The following is a 16,100-nucleotide window of genomic DNA, read 5'->3' as shown; positions in this document are numbered from 1 at the left end:
GCTACTCGCCACCTCCTGTGCGTGCCGGCGGCGTGACTCGCGGTGCGGCCTGCGGAGTCACCGGCGGCCTGGCCACGGTGCTGCCTGAGACGTGGGCGGCCGGGGCGGCGGTCCGGGCCACCGGGGTGCGCGGCGGTGCTGCGGCCGCCGCTCGGCCGCCGCCCCCGCTGGGAGCTCCCGCCCTGGCGGGGACGGCTCGCGTCGCGGCGGTCGCGCCGACGGTGTTCCGGCCGGACCTCGTCCCGGCCGGCGCCGCGCCGACGCCGACACCCGAACCCTCCGAGCGGTTGACCCTGGCGCGTACAGTCCCGGCGGCACCCGCACGGGCAGGCGTTCCGACCGGCGCCGGGGATCCGGACCCTCCGCGGCCGGGCCGCACCGCCGGACGGGCCGCGGGAACGGTCGAGCCGCCGAAGGCACCCGCGTCGCCGAGCATTCCCCGGTTTCTGGTCTGGAGCCGTGAACCGATTCCGCGGAACGTCTCCCGGGACGTCGAACCGAGCAGCGCACCGGCACCGTGCCCGAACGACGCCGCACTGCGCTGCCCAGCAGACCCGACCGCGCGCATGAGCTGGACGTCGGCGAATCCGAGCAGGTGCATCAGCATGAACGGCGAGAGGACGGCCGCGATCATCACTACGACACCACTGAGAATGCTCAGTGTCTGGTCAACTGTGGATCCGCCGGTGTCCTGGGCGATGCCGGCACCGAGCGCGAAAATCGCGTAGATGACGGGCTTCGCGAAAATCAGCGCCACCAGCGTCTCGGTGGCGCGCTTCATCCATGCGCTGGTCGTCATCGTGGGCTGCCCCGCCAGATACAACGGGATGAACACCGCCACCACGATGATCGCGACCTTGCGGATGTAGAGCACGACGAAAAGCGTGAAGGCGAAGATCGCCACCAGGAGGGACAGCACTAGATCTAGCGCGAAATTTCCCTGTTCGGGTAGCTCTCGGAGCTGTGCTACGAGGTCCGCTCCCAGGGCCTTGTCATTGCCGAAGGCCTCGGCCATGCCATCCGAGGCGGCCAGGACCATCTGTAGCAGCGTCAGGGCGATGAACGAGCCGATGATCGCCGTGCCGGTGGTGGCCAGGGCCCGGACGAACACGTGCGGATCGCCCCGTAGTGCCGCTACGGTGCACGAACAGAGGAAGAGCCCGGTGACGATGAGCACCGATACGCCGAAGACGATGTTGTAGTTGTCGACGACATACTGCGCGTTGAGATCTACAGCGGTCTTCTGTGCCGCAAAGCTGAAGACGGACGACGAAAGGTCCGCCGCCATGTTGCAAAACGCTTTTCCAACCGAGTCCAAGAAGTCGTCGGCAGCCCCGCCGGCAATCCCGGAGATTGCATCTCCGATACCAGAAAGGGGGTTCGGGACGGCGAGAACCTCTTTGGCTGGTGCAGTCGTCATGAAGTCACCCCTGCGAGAGCGAAGCGTTCGAAGGACTCCGAGCTTCGCTCTGTCATAGCGTGCCCTTCGCTCCCTCCTGAAATATCACGAAGTTTCCAATCTGAACCGTCCCAGTTGATCGTGCAGAGATCTGTTCCCCAGTGCATGGACGGTTGCAGATTCGGGGTCCCGTCGGTCACTCCTGCGGCAATGGCTGAGAGGACCTCAACCTTACTCACGTTCTCCCCGTAGCTAGTTATCTTGTAGCCGATAACTCGATGGTTCAGTGTGAACTGCGGGGAGAGGACCGACGGGATATTGAAATTCTTTGCAGTCTCCGTGTCGACCTGGGATAGGAGATTGGAAAGCCTTGCGGCGGTGTTTTCGTCGGAGATCGAAAGAATTATGTCGTGAGATCGAGTGGGTTCGCGATTTTTCGCGACGCTCGTTACTGCAACGTAGTTTCCGCAGGCGCTTATGGCGCCGGACTTTGTGTGGGGGTAGCCGACCGGGACCCCGAACTCGTTGACCCGCGTGGGGGCGCCGACCGGGCCGGCTTCGCCTGTGGGCGTGGGCACATCGTCGGGCGTGGGGACCACGGCTGTCGGCGCCGCCGAAGCCTGCGCCGAGGGCGCGGCGGGTTCCGTCCCGGCGCTGACCGATGCCTCAGGGCTGCTGTCCACCGAATGCCGTCCGATGAAGAAAGTCACGGTGCCGACTCCGACCGCGGTCACCGTTGACGCTGCGACGATGACAACGATCAGACGTCCGAATGCCCACTCTGCGAGGCTCACCAACGCCTACTCCCCTCCGTTGCCGGCAGGGTCATCATCGCAATGTCGGAGGCCAGATACCTCCGGAACCGCCTAGAAGTCTGCGGACGGCGGTGCATGGACCACGTCGGGATCATCGACGATGTCTTCGGCGGGGCCTGGGGTGATGGTCAGTACCACTGCGGGCGGACGCATGCTGTTGGTGTCGCCGGTGGCGTCATCCGCGCTGCTGCCGGTGGCGATGAAGAAGTTGACGAAGGTGGCGGCGGCACCGACCAGGAAGGCGAGGCCGAAGCCCGCGAGGACACCGCTCTTGCCGACGGCCGAAGCGCGGTCCAGCCCCATCCGCTCACCGAGAGCCCACGCGATTCCGCCCAACAACACGGAGGCCACGGCGGCGACGACCGCATACGCTGCCAGCCCGTTGACCAGGTCTTTCAGCGCATTGATGCCGGGCGCCTTGGCCTCGTCGGGCTTGACTTCCACGGCGAGAAAGGCTGTTACCGAGGCGGTTGCCGCAGCCACGCTCATCTTGGTTCCCCTCCCGCAGGCGGTTGACCGCCCGGACGATCCGGCCCGGACACCCGCGTGGGTTTGCTTCCGGGCCGCAGGTCGCCAAATGATACGCCGGGCACCTCGGGGTGATCGGCATCGCCGGTGTGTAGCCGCGTCGAACCGTTGGGAATCGCTAGCGGCGACGGTGGGCTCAGGGGTGGGCGGTCCGCCGGCACGGGCGCGCTGACCTCGGCGTCTGCCATTGCGGCCAGCGCGTCCACGGTCTCGGCGGCCAGCCGCAGATAGGACCGCCGGGTCGCCCAGCGCAGCCTCGGAATCCGAACGGGGGTTCCGCGGCTGGGGTCGAGGCGCGGGTCGTAGGGGACCCGCACGATTGCGTCGACATAGCGGGCCAGCTGGGCCGTGGCGGTCCTGGTCCGGGGTGAGGGCCGCCCTCGCCGCGGTGACACCACGGCGGCGATGACAGCGGGGCCGGGCTGGGCTCCGGCTTCCTCGCGGCGAAGCCGTTCCCGGCTGTTCACCCCGACGCCGGCCAGCGCGCCCTGCGGGTCGAGCAGGTCGGCGAGGGTGGTCTCCAGATCAGAGGCGGTCGCCAGCGTCACGAGAATCACCGCGTCGGCGGAGCGGATCGCCGTCGGAGTGAGGGGGGCCGCCGCCGGTGCGTCCAGGAGAATCAGCGGATAGGCGTGGGCCAGCGCGCCGAGCACGGTTCGGAGCGTTCCCGGCGTTACCGGCTCGTCCACCGGCACCAGGGCGCCCGCGCCCGCGTTCGCATCCGCGTCCTTTCCCGCGGGGCGCTCGATGGGCAGTACGTCGAGGTCGAACATGGCGCCCGAGCGACGGGCGCCGATGAGGGCCTGAACCTCCTCGGGTGGCATCGCGGCGCCGGATCCGCGCTGCCGCGCGATGTCCGAGACGGTGGTGACACCCCGGCTGCCCACGCGGCTCACCAGGTTGTCACCACGTGATTCGTCGATCTCGATGCTGTCGGCGGTGGGGGGCACGAAGCCGGGGGTGGTCGTCCCCGGATGGAGATCGACACCGAGCACCGGCTCCGCGCGGACACCGGCCAGGGTCAGACCGACGACGCCGGCCAGCGTCGTGGTGCCCGAGTACGGGAAGAGCGAGGTCACCGCGATCCGCCACGAGCCGGGCAGGACGGCTGCGGCACGGTCCATGAGAGTGATCCGCAGCGGGATCTCCTCCCAGGGCTCGTCGTCGTCCGCATCGGCCCAGGTCTCCTGCCCCGGCCAGGCGCTCCGGGACGAGGCTCGGTTCGCGACCGCCGACGGGTGCTCCTGGGCGTGGTCGGGTTCGAGGCCTGACCTGCGATGCCGGCCCGATGGCAGGAGCGCCGTCGACGGACGCCGCCGGTGCCCGTCCTCGGACGACACCGGGGACGCCGGGGACACCGACGACAGCGGGGCATCGTCATCGCCCCACACGTCGACATCGCTCTGCGGGTAGCCGGTGCTCTCCTCCGCGTCCGGCTCATGACCAAGCAGGGAGACCTGGTCTGCCGCCTCGGTCGCGAGCTCGCCGTCGACCTGGTCGACGTGATCCGCCCCGGCGACGCCGTGCGGTGCGACGGAGACGGGGCGAGCACCCGACTCGACGGGCAGCGTCGGGATCTCGGGCTGGAGTGCCGTGGCGGCCTCGGTGACACCGGGCTCCTGGGACCACCCGTTGACGTCGCCCCAGGCGGAGGCCGCGGCGGCGGCGGTGTCGCCGAGGGTGCCACCGGCGGTGTCTGCGGTGTCTGCGGCGCCCGGCGTGGACTCGACCGACGGCCACGCCTGACCTTCGGCTGGCCAGGCCTGATCGGCCGACGGCCACGCCTGACCCACCGCGGGCCAGGCGGGGTCGGCGGCCGGCCAGGCCGGGTCCACCGCGGGCCAGGCCTGGCCGGCGGAAGCCGACGGTGTGGCCGGATGGGCCTCGGCTGGGTAGATCTCGGACGGGTAGGTGGGCTCCGCGCCACTGACTTCGCTCTGACCGGTGTAGCTGGGCACTTCCGGCGGCGCGTACGAATCGACCGACCGGGCCGCTGCCTCGTCCGCCCCCGCTGGTGCCTGGGCTGGCCAGCCGGGCTGCTCCCAGGCCGTCGGCGGCGCGGGTGCTGGGTCGCCTGTGGGCGCTGGATCGGTTACGGGCGCCGGGCCGGTTACGGGCGCCGGGTCGGTCGAGGATGTCCTGGGTGCGAACGCCGACGGCCGGCCGGGCCGGCGCGGGCCGGCCGTCGTGGGCCGCCGGCCCGGCGGCGGCGCGCTGGTGCCGCCCTGGTATCCGCCGCGACGCGCCGGCGGCTCCGCGGGCTCGGGCCGCTGGCCCGGCGAGGTCGTCGAGGCACCGGAGCCGCTGATCGTTCCTCTGGCACCTGAGGCCCCGGAAGCCCCGGAGGTACCGCGGCCGGAACCGGACCCGGCGCGCCCGCGGGGCGTTCCGGCGGGGCCTGGTGCCGCTGTGCCGCCGGGGCTGCCGGTGGCACCGGGACCGGCAGCGACGCCGGTGCTGGAACTGCCGGTGTTGGCCAGGGCGCCCGAGGTGGCGGGCGGGAAGCTGGGGTCCTTGCGGCCCATCGGCGCCGACGGCGGGACGGCGCGAGGCGTGGCGGCCCGACGGAGCACGGGGCGGCGGTTCAGGGTGTCGTTGGCAGCCGCGTCCGGTGTGGCGCTTTGGTCGTTGGCTGCTGTGACCCGTGGCAGCGACGGGGTCGCCGCGAACCGGCCGGGCGGCACCGGTGCGGGAACCCGGGCCACCTCGACCCGCCGGGGCGGCTCGCCCGCGACGGGCGGCTCCGGGCGGGCCGCGCGTGGCGCGATGGCACGTCGCCCGCCGCCGCTCACCTCACCGCCGGCCGTGGCCGAGGTGTCGCGGCCGGCGCTCGGGGGTGTGCGTGGAAGGCGCCGGCCGCGCCGCTGGGCCTGGCCGCGCGGTTCCTGCTGGCTGCCATCGCCACTGTCATGGCCGCTGTGGCCGCTGTGGCCGCTGTGGCCGCTGTGGCCGCTGTGGCCGCCGGCGCGCGGCGGGTCGGCCCGGCCTGGCTCCGGCATGCCGGTTCGGCCTGAGCCCGACATGCCGGACCGGCCTGTGGGCCTGGCGCCGCCGGGTGCCGCATCCTCCAGATGGAACGCCTGGTCCTGCCACGATCCGTCACCAGCGCCGGTGGCGGCGGGCTCGTCCGTGTCACCGCGCCTGCGGTGCCTGCGGCGGGCAGCCCGGGTGGCGGAACGGTCGTCGCTCTCGCCGTCGCGAGCCGGGAGCTCGGCCGCGTATGGCGTGGATGAAGGGATTCGGGCGCCAATCAGCGAAACGGGCCGCGCGTCCCCCTCCTCGCCGTACGGTGCCTGTGGCACATCGCTCACGCGCCGTCGCCCTCCTGGCAGGTCTGACTGGTTCCTCGATCTGGTGTTGGTGGTGGCCAATTGGTGCCAGTTACAGTTACTTACTGTTACTTGCTCTCGGCTGCGGTCGGATCGATGTAACACGAGCCGTTCAAGTATGACAAGCGATAGTTGGGACTCGCCAGGGTCGGCATTGCGGTGTTAGCCTCCCTCGCCGACGCAGAACGGCTGTCGGTTGTCGGCCGAGAAGGGGGCCCTGGGTGGTGCAGGATCGCTTTCCGACGGCCTCGTCACGCCCGCCGCGAATGCCCGCCCGGCCCGTGGCCAGGACGGCGGAGCCGCCGGCCGCTCCGGTGGCCGCAGGCGCGTCACCTGCGATGTCGCCTCGTCCGGCGCTCCATTCGGACGACGACGACGTGCTCACTGTCGACGAACTGGTGACCTGGTTGCGGCTGTCGGAGAGCACGGTTCTGAAGCTCCTGTCGGAGCGCGCGATCCCCGCGCGCAAGGTCGGTCATCAGTGGCGCATTCGTCGCGGCCGGGTCCGTGACTGGCTGGACGGCCACGAGTGAGACCACGCGGACACGCGAGAAGAACACCGCACCACCGCCTTGATCGCGCCCGGTTCCGCGTTGCTGTTGGATTCGTGACATTGATCTCGCTGCTACTTGTTACGGCGGCGGGCTGTGCAGCGCTCGATGACACCTCTGACCAGCCATCGGCTGCCCCGACCACGACCGGGCCTCCGCCGGGAGCCAGTCAGGCGCCGGGTCCGCCGCTCGCCACCGCCACCGCTGAAAATCAGGCCACGGTTGATCCCACAGATCCCGCTGCGGTGGCTCGTGACTGCTTCACGAAATGGCAGTCGTTCGACGCCCGCACCGACGCCGGCCCGGCAGCCGGCGTCGAACGGGCCCGTGACTGCCTGACCCCGGACTTCGCCGCCAAGCTCGCCGGAGCCGGCACCGGCGGCTCTGACGGCACCGCCGGGGGAGACAACGACTCTCAGGCCGGTCGTGCCTGGGACGAGCTGCGCGCCGCCGGCACTCGCTCCACGGTCTCGGTGCTCGCGGTCACACCCGTCGGGGGCGTCGACACCAGCACGTCCGGGCAGGTGGCGCTCCTGCTCAACGTGCGTCGAGAGACGATCTCCGGTGCCGGGCCCGCCGAGATCACGGTTTCGACACCGGCGGTCACGATGCTGGTCGGGACGGACGGCACCTGGCGGATCGCCGGCGCCGATCTCGAGAACGCCGCCGGCGACGCGCCGGGCCGGTAGTACGGACGCGACGAGCAGAGGCGGCGGCTGGGATGGCGAGGACGTCGCGCGGCACGGTCCGGGGAGGGCGCCTGCTGGTCTGGCTCGGCGTCGGCGGCTTCGTGACCATCGGCGGAATCTTTCTGCTGATCTCCGTGCTGATTCTGCTGATCGCCGCGCCCTTTCTCGACGAGCAGAACGTCGGCGGGCGGGCGATCACGAACTCCGAGGGGATTCCGACGGAGTACGTGCAGCTGATCACGGATGCGGCGAACGCCGCCGGCTGCCCCGAGGTGACGCCCTCACTGCTCGCCGCCCAGCTGCGCCAGGAATCCGGATTCAATCCCCGTGCCCAGTCGCAGGTCGGCGCGATGGGAATAGCCCAGTTCATGCCGGGGACCTGGGCCACCCACGGCAGCGGAGATGTGTGGAACCCGGTCGATGCCATTCCCGCGGCGGCGCGCTACGACTGCGCGGTCGCGGCGGCCGTCGCCTCAGTGCCCGGTTCAGGGCAGGAGAAGATGCTGGCGGCCTACAACGCCGGCCCGGGTGCGGTGCTGGCCTTTGCCGGTGTTCCGCCCTATCCGGAAACGCGCAACTATGTCCGTACGATCCTGGCGCAGGCCCAGGTGTACGGCGATTCGCTCGACATCGGCGTCGAGGTGTCGGTCGAGACACTTCAGCCGGTGATCGATTTCATGTGGTCGCAGATCGGAAAGCCCTACGTCTGGGGGGCGACGGGTCCGGGTGCCTGGGACTGCTCGTCGCTGGTGCAGGCCGCCTATCGGGAGATCGGCGTCTCGCTCCCGCGGGTCACGACCGAACAGGTGGCCTACGGTCCCCGTGTCAGCGGGGTCGAGCCCCAGCCGGGTGACCTGCTGTTCATCCCCGGCTCCGACGGGACGGCCATCGCGCCGGGCCACGTCGGCATGTACGTCGGGAACGGTCAGGTCATCGCCGCGAAGGGCGCCCGCTGGGGGGTCGTGCTCTCGGAGCTCTCCGACTGGACGACTGTCGTCGCGGTGACCCGACCGCTGGCTCGAAGCTTCTGATCGATGGTTGTCGTTGGCGGTGTCGTTGGCGGTGTCGGCCGGTCGCGCCGCTGTCAGACGGCGACGTCGGAGACGAAGCTGCTGAGCCCGTCGGCCACCGTGCCCAGCGCACCGAAGGCGCTGTGGACCACATCGGCGGCGTCTCCCGGCGAGGTGACCATGAAGAAGATGATGAAGATGGTCACTCCCCACGGCCAGATCAACTGCTTCATGTGGACCTCCTGAACTGCGATTGGCGAGCCGGTGCCTGCCGGGACCGGCGCCGGTGGTGACTGTCGGTGGTTGCCGACAGCATGTGTGTACTGACTTTGAGTAGTGGTCGCAAGGGGAACCGCCGTGCCACAACCGGGTCCACGCGCGGCCTTCCGGTGGTCCTCGTGATGCCGCAGGGAACCACGCGGCCGCGCTGTCGCCTCCTTGACCGGCCGGTGCGGCGAGGTGGTCGCCCTCGCCGGGCGATCAGTGCCCCTCGGGCCGGGAACGCCTGCTATCGCGGAGACATCGCCAGGTGTCGGCGGACATGGAACGGACAGTGGTTGGACTAGAAGCAGCCAGTAGTCGGAGGTGGGGATCAACCGATGTACTGATCCACACCGCTCCGGGCAGGTGACGTCGACTCCCTGTCCGGAGCGGCGACAGCCTGTAGTTGTCGCTACTGTCGGTAGTTTCGATCTTCGCTGGCGGAAGGGTGCGGATTCGTCATGCGGGGCGGATGCTCTGAGCGAAGGCGAAGACGTTGTCCGGGTCGTAGGCGCGCTTCACCGAGCGCAGGCGCGCCAGATTCGAGCCGTAGTAGGCCTTCTCCCAGCTTCTGAGCTCCGGGTCGATGTAGTTCTGGTACGCCGACTCCGCCACGTACGGGTTCATCTGGACCGTGGTCGCCCGCAGCCACTCGGCGTTGCGGGCCTTGAGCTCCGCGCTGTCCCCGATGTCGTAGCCGGCGACGTACTGGGCGCTCGCCAGCACGTCGCGGTGCACGAACGCGGTGTCCTGCGGGCCGACCTGCCCGATGGCGCCGCCCCAGCTGTCGAGAATGACACCGCCGGACCGAAGCCCGGTCTCGCGTTGCCTGGCCTCGACGGCGGCGAGCATGGCCTCGGTCCCGGCGGCCGGCAGCCGCGCGGTGAGGAAGTTCGAGGCCGCCAGCTGGGCGGCCCGCTGCAGGGTTCCGTCTGGATGGCGCCCGGCGAGGTGGCACTGCGCCACGCTTCGCCCCGAGCAGCCGCTTTCGATCAGCATGGCCTCCAGCGGCCCACGCTGGGCCGCGAAGGTGGACGCGGGCCGGCTGCCCACCGCGTCGACCAGGTGGGCGAGCAGGTCCCGCGCCGGCGCGGCCACGGTGCTGCCCGCGCTGCCGCCGAGCGCGGTCCGCGAACCTGCCCCGCCGCCGGTGCCTGTGGTGTCACTGCTGGTGCCGGTGCCCGTGGTCGAACCGCCCGGCTCGCTGAGCACCCCGCTGACCCGGATCGCGGGTGTGCCCTTCCCATCGGAGCCCGTGGTCGTCGTGACGACACACGTGGACCACAGCTCGTCAGGCGCGTCAGCGCCGAGATTCCAGTCCTGCCAGGCGGCCACCACTTCGGCGGCGACGTCCCAGGGCCAGCGATAGCTGAACACCGTCAGGGGCGTCGCCGGATGCGTGGCGAACGTGAAGGAGGTGACGACCCCGAAGTTGCCGCCGCCGCCGCCACGCAGCGCCCAGAAGAGGTCGGCGTCCCGTTCGGCGTCCACCTGGACGATCTCCCCCGACGCCAGGACGACCTCGGCGGCCAGCAGCTGGTCGCAGGTCAGCCCGTGGCGCCGGCCGAGGACGCCGATGCCGCCGCCGAGGGTCAGCCCGGCGATGCCGACGGTCGGGCAGGAGCCGGCCGCGATCATCGCGCCAGCCTGGATGAGCTGGTCGTAGACATCGATGAGCGGGGCCCCGGCGCCGACGGTGGCGACCCCCGATCCCGCGGTGGCCCCGCCGCTCGCGGCCACACCGAGGCCCGACCGGTTGCCCGGACGCACCTCGTTCAGCGTCGAGACGTCGATGACCAGGCCGGTCGTCGTCGAATAGCCGCCATAGCTGTGCCCGCCGGAGCGAGCGGCGAGGGCGATGCCCGCGGAACGCGCGAAGCCCACGGCGAGGGCCACATCCGAGGCGGACGCGCAGTAGGCGACCGCCTGCGGCTGGATCTTGTCGAAGGCGGGGTCGAACAGCTGGAGCGCGGTGCCGTACTCGCCGGATCCAGGCCGGACCAGGCGACCCGAGAGCTGCTCCGACAGCCGCTGCCAGTCGCGCTCGCTCGGCGTTCCCTCGTCGATGCCGCCCGGCCTGCCGGGGCCGTCGTCGTCATCGCCACCGCAGCCGGTGAGACCACCGGCGGCGAGCCCGCCGGCACCGAGAACGGCCAGCCCCCTGCCGGCCAGGCGCAGCACCTCGCGACGGTCGAAGGAGTCCCGCCGATCGAACATGCAGCTCCTCGCTCGGTGCCCGCGGTGTGATCTAGTCGGCCGCCTTTCGCAGGACGGTCGTCACGAACTTGTCCGGACCAATCCGTCGGACGGTACCCCGGTCGGGCTCACTCACGTACACCGCGCCGGAGGCGTCGATCGCGAGGCCGGAGGGATAACTGAACTCGGTCTCGGTCGCGATGGCACCGTCAGCGGTGTTCGCGTTGGCGTCATCCGTGCCGGCGAACGTGTTGATCTTACCGTCCGTGGTGACCACGCGAATCACGTCGTTGTAGGTGTCGGCGATGTAGAGCTCGCCCTCCGGCCCGACCGCGAGGCCGTGCGGGTTGTAGAGCTTCGCCGACGTCGCGGCGCCGCCGTCACCGGAGTAGCCGTACTCGCCGGGCGTACCGGCGACCAGCGTGATCTTCCCGTCGGTCGAGATCCTGCGAACCGTGTGCGCGCTGCTGTCCGCGACATAGAGCGTTCCGTCGTCGGCGAGAGCGAGCCCGGACGGGCTGGTGAGCGTCGCCTCCGCCGCCGGGCCGTTGTCGCCGGTGGTGCCGGAGTCGCTGGTGCCGGCGATCACCCTGATGATGCCGTCCGACGTCACCTTGCGGACGCGGTATCCGGAGGCGATGTAGAGGTCGCCCTCGTCGGAGACCGCCAGTGCTCGGGGGTCGGAAAGCTTGGCGCCGACGGCCTTGCCGGAGGTTCCGCTGAACCCCTCACCCGGCCCGGCGCCGGCGGCGGTGGTGATCTTTCCGTCGGCGACGCGGCGGATCCGGCCGTCGTCGCTGTCCGCTACGTAGACGTCGTCGTCGGGGCCGACGGCGACCGCGACCGGGGCGATCAGGTCCGCGCGTGTGGCCGGCCCCCCCTCGCCGAGCACCGGCGTCGGTGACGGGGTCGGTGACGGTGAGCTCGATGGGGAAGAGGTCGGTGCGTCTGTGCTTTCGGCGGTGGGACTCGGCGTGGTCGCGGGCGGGCCGACCCCGGCGAGGTGGGTGAGCGTCCCGTCGGGGCTCAGTCGCAGGACCTGGCCCTGCCATTGTCCGGACGAGCCGCTGTCGGCGAGGTACAGCGAACCGTCGGGGCCGATGCCGATCCCGTCCGCTCTGTAGAGGCCGCTGACCTCGACAGCCTCACTGCCCGCATAGGCTGGTCCCTCGGGGTCGGAGCCGCCGGCGGTGAGCCAGATCCCCAGCCCGAGTGCCACCGCGAGCACGGCCGCGGCCGTCGCCGACGCGGTGATGATCTTCGCGCGCCGCGAACGGTCTCCCGGGCCGGTCGACTGGCGATGCCCGTGGGGGCCGCTGGGCCCGTTGGGCCCGCGGTGCCCGGTCGATGGGCCGACGGCCTCATCCGCGTAGTCCTCGACCCTGGTCGGGGCTAACCCCGCGGTACCCGCGTACGGAGCGGCGCCCGCGTACGGAGCGGTACCCGCGTACGGAGCGGTATCCGCGTACGGCGGGCGGCCGGCGGATCCGTCGCCCCCGAGCTGCCTGGCGATCTCGGCGGGCCTCGGCGTGGTGCCCTGGGTGTGGCCGGCGGCGGCGAGCACGTCGTCAGCCAACCGCACCGGGACGCCGCTGGCGGCGAGCCAGCCTGGTCCGAACACGGAGGTGGCCGCGGAGGCGAGGGACAGGGCGAAGTCGTGCGCCGTCGGCGGACGCCAGGCCGGCTCCTTCGCGAGCGCGGTGAGGAGCACCGCCGCCAGCGGCGGCGGAGCCTCGTTGAGCGGCAGCGGCGGCACCGACATGTGGTGGTGCAGCAGCGCCGGGACGGTCAGGCCGGCGGGGAACGGGGTCCGCCCCGCGAGCAGCTCGTACAGGACGACACCGAGGGAGTACAGGTCGGTGCCCGGCCCGAGCCGGGAGCCGGTGATCTGCTCCGGGGCCATGTACCGCGGAGTGCCGACGAGGCCGGTGGTGGTCGCCGCCGTCGTCTCAAGGATCTTGGCGATGCCGAAGTCGGTGACCTTGGGCATGCCGTCTCCGGCGAACATCAGGTTGTCGGGCTTGACGTCCCGGTGCAGGACACCGCGATCATGAGCGGCGGCCAGCGCCGCCGCGGCGGCCAGCCCGACGGCGCAGGCGGCGCGCGGGTCGCGCAGGCCCGGCCCGCGGGTCTTCAGGCTGCCGCCGGTGAGCTGCTCCATGACCAGCAGGCACAGGCCGTCCTGCTCGACGTAGTCGTAGATGCGCACGACATGCGGGTGGTCCAGGCCGGCCAGGACGCGGGCCTCGGAGAGGAACCGGTCCCGCAGGTCGCTGTCGTCCCCGCCGTGGGCGCCGGCCGGCTCCAGCAGGACCTTGACCGCGACATCCCGGTCAATCAGGCGATGCCGCCCGGCCAGCACGGCGCCGAAACCGCCGCGCCCGAGCTCCGCTCCGAGCTCGTAGCCGGTCAGCGCGCCGGCGACTCGCCCCAGGTCGATGGAAGTCACCGGGCCATTCTCCGCACGCTGCTGTTCCGATTCGTTCGGGGCATGTCTTTTTCCGGCTTACTCGGCGATCGTCGTGATCGTGCCGTCGGGGGCTATGCGCCGGATCCGGTTGTTGCCCGAATCGGCGATGTAGAGCGCCCCGGTGGAGTCCTCGACCACCGAGCTCGGATCGGTGAACTTGGCCTCCGTCGCCGGGCCGCCGTCACCGGAGCTGCCCTCGGATCCCGTGCCGGCGATGGTGGTGATCGTGCCGTTCGCGTCCACCTTGCGAATCCGGTTGTTGCCGTAGTCGGCGATGTAGAGCGTGCCGTTGCTGCCGACGGAGACCGACGGAATGGAGAGCTGGGCCTTGGTTGCCGGGCCGCCGTCGCCGGAATAGCCCTGCTCGCCGGTTCCGGCCACGGTGTGGATGGTTCCGTCCGTGTTGATCTTCTGGATGGTGTCGCTGCCGAGATTGGCGATGTAGAGGGTGCCGTCGCTGGCCACCTCGACATCGTTCGGGCCGTTCAGCGTGGCGGCCGTGGCCGGGCCACCCTCTCCGGAGTAGCCGTCGACGCCGGTGCCGGCGATCGTGGTGATGATTCCGTCCGTGCCGATCTTCCGGATGCGGTGGTTCTCGTAGTCCGCGATGTAGATCGATCCGTCCGGGGCGACAGCCAGCTTTTCCGCGCTTTTGAGCTGCGCGGCGGTCGCCGGGCCGCCGTCACCCGAATACCCGGCGACGCCGGTGCCCGCGATCGTGCTGATGGTCCCGTCCGAGGCGATCTTCCGGATGCGGTAGTTCCGCGCGTCGGGAATGTAGATGTTGCCTTTCCCGTCGGTCACCGCGGAACCCGGACCGTCGAGCTTCGCGGCGGTCGCGGGCCCGCCGTCGCCGCTGAACCCGCCCGAGCCGGTGCCGGCGAGGTCGGACACCGAACCGGTGGCGGAGATCTTCTGCAGCCGGTCGGTAGCGAGGCTGGTGATCAGCAGCGCGCCCTGGTCGTCGATCGAGAGGCTGTAAGGGCTCAGCCCCTGCACGGTGACAGCCGCTCCGCTGTAGGCGACAGCGTTCGCCGGGCTGGAGCGGACCTCGTCGCCGCCGTCGTCCTTGCCGCCTCCGCCGGACAGGGCCACGACGAGGCCAACCGTCAGCGCGACGACCAGAACGAAGACGACCGCCGCGATGATCAGGGTGCGGCTGTTGTCGTTGCTGTCCTGGTTGCGGTGGCCGGGCGGCCGCTGGCTCCCCGGCGGAACGTTCTGCGCCGGCGGGCGCTGGGTCGGCGCCGCGTTCGCGCCGCCCCAGCCCTGGCCGCCGAAGTTCGACCCGCCCTGGCCCGGCTGGCCGGGAAAGGGACGGGTCGGCCCGGGACGCCCCAGTGGCGCCGGCTGCGGTGTCGAGCCTGGTGGCGGCCCCACCGGGCGCGGATGTGGTGTCGAGCCTGGCGGCGTGAGCGGGCCGGGCGCGGGCGTCGTGCTCGGTGGGCCCTGCAGTGGTCGTGGGTGCGGAGTGCTGCCGCCGGGCTGGCCGTAGCCCGGCTGGCTGTAACCGGGCTGGCTGTAACCGGGCTGGTTGTAGCCGGCCTGGTTGTAGCCGGGCTGGCCGGGGCGGCTCATACCGGGCAGCTGGGCGCCCGTGCCCGGGTAGCCCGGGTGCGGCTGGCCCTGCGGCCCGCCCTGCGGCTGGCCGCGGTAGCCGCCGCCCGCGGGCTGGCCGGGTCCCTGCTGGCCCGATCCCGGCGGGTAGCTCGGGCCGCCCATGCCGCCGGGGCCACCGGTCGGGAAGCCGCCACTGGCGCGAACCGTCGGGGCGGCGCCCGACTGCATGCCCGTACCGGTGCCGCCCAGCGCGGCGCGGATGTCGTCATCCACCCGCACCTTCACCTCGGAGCGGGCGAACCAGCCCGGGCCGAACGAGCGGGTGCCCGCGGCGGCGAGCTCCTGGGCGAGCTCCGACGCGTCCGAGAAGCGGGCGCCGGGCTCCTTGGCGAGGGTGCGCATGATGACCGCGGAGATCGGCGCGGGCACCATGGTGAGCGGTTCGGGCATCACGCTCAGGTGGTGATGTGTCAGTGGCTGCACGGCCATCTGCCGGCCGAACAGCGGCCTGTCGGCGAGCATCTCGTAGAGGACGCCGGCCAGAGCGTACAGGTCGGTGGAGGGGAACAGTCGCCCGCCCATGATCTGCTCGGGGGCCATGTAGCGCGGCGTGCCGAGAATGGCACTGGCGGTCGTCTCGGCGCCGTCGAAGATCTTCGCGATGCCGAAGTCGGTGACCTTGAGCAGGCCGGCGCCGTCGAACATCATGTTGTCGGGCTTGACGTCCCGGTGGAGCACGCCGTGGCTGTGCGCGGTCGCGAGCGCGGCTGACGCGGCGATGCCGATGGCGCAGATGGTCTCCGGGGAGAGCTTCCCGGTGGCCATCCGCTGTTTCAGCGTGCCGCCGGAGAGCAGCTCCATCACCAGCAGGCAGGTTCCCTGGTGCTCGACGTAGTCGTGGATGCGCACGATGTGCGGATGGTCGAGCTCGGCGAGGACTCGGGCTTCGGAAAGGAAACGCGCACGTAGATCGGGGTCGTCGCTCGTGTCTAGGAGGATCTTGATGGCGACCTTGCGGCCGATGAGCCGGTGCTGGCCGGCGAGCACGAGGCCGTAGCCTCCCTTGCCGAGGTCCCCCTCGACCGCGTAGCCAGGGAGCGCCGCCTCTACGAGAGATCTGTCGATAAGCAAGGTCGGTTCCGTCCGTCACCGGCTGCCGGGTCGTCACCATGATCACCACGCGGTGGTGACACCCGAGGGCCACATCGTGCGGGATTGTGTCTGCGCAGCCCCGCGGTTGGTTCGCATCTGTTGCCGTGTTGGATGGTGCTGGTTCCGCCTTGGTCGCCCGC

General features: G+C 71.1%; 12 protein-coding genes. 4 read left to right on the top strand and 8 right to left on the bottom strand.

Going from position 1 to position 16,100, the window contains the following annotated elements:
• Window position 1 precedes the first annotated feature (1 nt).
• From AWX74_RS18890 to AWX74_RS40075, 4 genes are all read right to left on the bottom strand, one after another.
• Window positions 2-1,420 (bottom strand): hypothetical protein, encoded by a 1,419-nt coding sequence (locus tag AWX74_RS18890; protein WP_242666311.1) that lies wholly within the window; start codon window positions 1,418-1,420, stop codon window positions 2-4.
• Window positions 1,417-2,193 carry a DUF8175 domain-containg protein gene (locus AWX74_RS18885; RefSeq protein WP_242666310.1) on the bottom strand — a complete coding sequence of 259 codons (777 nt, stop codon included), beginning with the start codon at window positions 2,191-2,193 and terminating at the stop codon, window positions 1,417-1,419. Before AWX74_RS18885 ends, AWX74_RS18890 begins: the two co-directional genes overlap by 4 nt.
• Window positions 2,194-2,265: 72 nt before the next feature.
• A complete protein-coding gene (locus AWX74_RS18880; protein ID WP_091278450.1) occupies window positions 2,266-2,703 on the bottom strand; it encodes a DUF6112 family protein in 438 nt (145 codons plus the stop codon).
• Window positions 2,700-5,741 (bottom strand): hypothetical protein, encoded by a 3,042-nt coding sequence (locus AWX74_RS40075; protein ID WP_193209786.1) that lies wholly within the window; start codon window positions 5,739-5,741, stop codon window positions 2,700-2,702. Before AWX74_RS40075 ends, AWX74_RS18880 begins: the two co-directional genes overlap by 4 nt.
• Window positions 5,742-5,813: 72 nt before the next feature.
• Here AWX74_RS40075 and AWX74_RS40780 point away from each other — a divergent pair, with 72 nt between their 5' ends.
• The 4 genes from AWX74_RS40780 to AWX74_RS18855 all read left to right on the top strand — a co-directional run bounded on the left by AWX74_RS40780 (window position 5,814) and on the right by AWX74_RS18855 (window position 8,342).
• Window positions 5,814-5,975, top strand: coding sequence for a hypothetical protein (locus AWX74_RS40780; RefSeq protein WP_193209785.1), 162 nt, complete (start codon window positions 5,814-5,816; stop codon window positions 5,973-5,975).
• A 434-nt stretch (window positions 5,976-6,409) separates the two neighbouring features.
• Window positions 6,410-6,604, top strand: a complete 195-nt coding sequence (locus AWX74_RS18865) for a helix-turn-helix domain-containing protein (RefSeq protein ID WP_006542858.1) — start codon at window positions 6,410-6,412, stop codon at window positions 6,602-6,604.
• Window positions 6,605-6,867: 263 nt separating this feature from the next.
• Window positions 6,868-7,311, top strand: coding sequence for a hypothetical protein (locus AWX74_RS18860; protein WP_226931159.1), 444 nt, complete (start codon window positions 6,868-6,870; stop codon window positions 7,309-7,311).
• A 32-nt stretch (window positions 7,312-7,343) separates the two neighbouring features.
• Window positions 7,344-8,342, top strand: coding sequence for a C40 family peptidase (locus AWX74_RS18855; RefSeq protein WP_091278434.1), 999 nt, complete (start codon window positions 7,344-7,346; stop codon window positions 8,340-8,342).
• A 53-nt stretch (window positions 8,343-8,395) separates the two neighbouring features.
• On the opposite strand, the gene AWX74_RS40070 is transcribed toward AWX74_RS18855, so the two are convergent.
• The 4 genes from AWX74_RS40070 to AWX74_RS18840 all read right to left on the bottom strand — a co-directional run bounded on the left by AWX74_RS40070 (window position 8,396) and on the right by AWX74_RS18840 (window position 15,939).
• Window positions 8,396-8,554 (bottom strand): hypothetical protein, encoded by a 159-nt coding sequence (locus tag AWX74_RS40070; RefSeq protein ID WP_165615683.1) that lies wholly within the window; start codon window positions 8,552-8,554, stop codon window positions 8,396-8,398.
• 487 nt (window positions 8,555-9,041) lie between these two features.
• Window positions 9,042-10,799 carry an FAD-binding oxidoreductase gene (locus tag AWX74_RS18850; protein ID WP_091278430.1) on the bottom strand — a complete coding sequence of 586 codons (1,758 nt, stop codon included), beginning with the start codon at window positions 10,797-10,799 and terminating at the stop codon, window positions 9,042-9,044.
• Between the two features lie 31 nt (window positions 10,800-10,830).
• Window positions 10,831-13,227, bottom strand: coding sequence for a serine/threonine-protein kinase (locus tag AWX74_RS18845; RefSeq protein ID WP_091278427.1), 2,397 nt, complete (start codon window positions 13,225-13,227; stop codon window positions 10,831-10,833).
• Window positions 13,228-13,284: 57 nt separating this feature from the next.
• Window positions 13,285-15,939, bottom strand: a complete 2,655-nt coding sequence (locus AWX74_RS18840; protein ID WP_091278423.1) for a serine/threonine-protein kinase — start codon at window positions 15,937-15,939, stop codon at window positions 13,285-13,287.
• Window positions 15,940-16,100: the final 161 nt, after the last annotated feature.

Source organism: Parafrankia irregularis (assembly GCF_001536285.1).
Taxonomy (GTDB): Bacteria; Actinomycetota; Actinomycetes; order Frankiales; family Frankiaceae; genus Parafrankia; species Parafrankia irregularis.
Note: the sequence above shows the minus strand (reverse complement) of the source record. Positions and strands in the feature narration are given on the sequence as shown.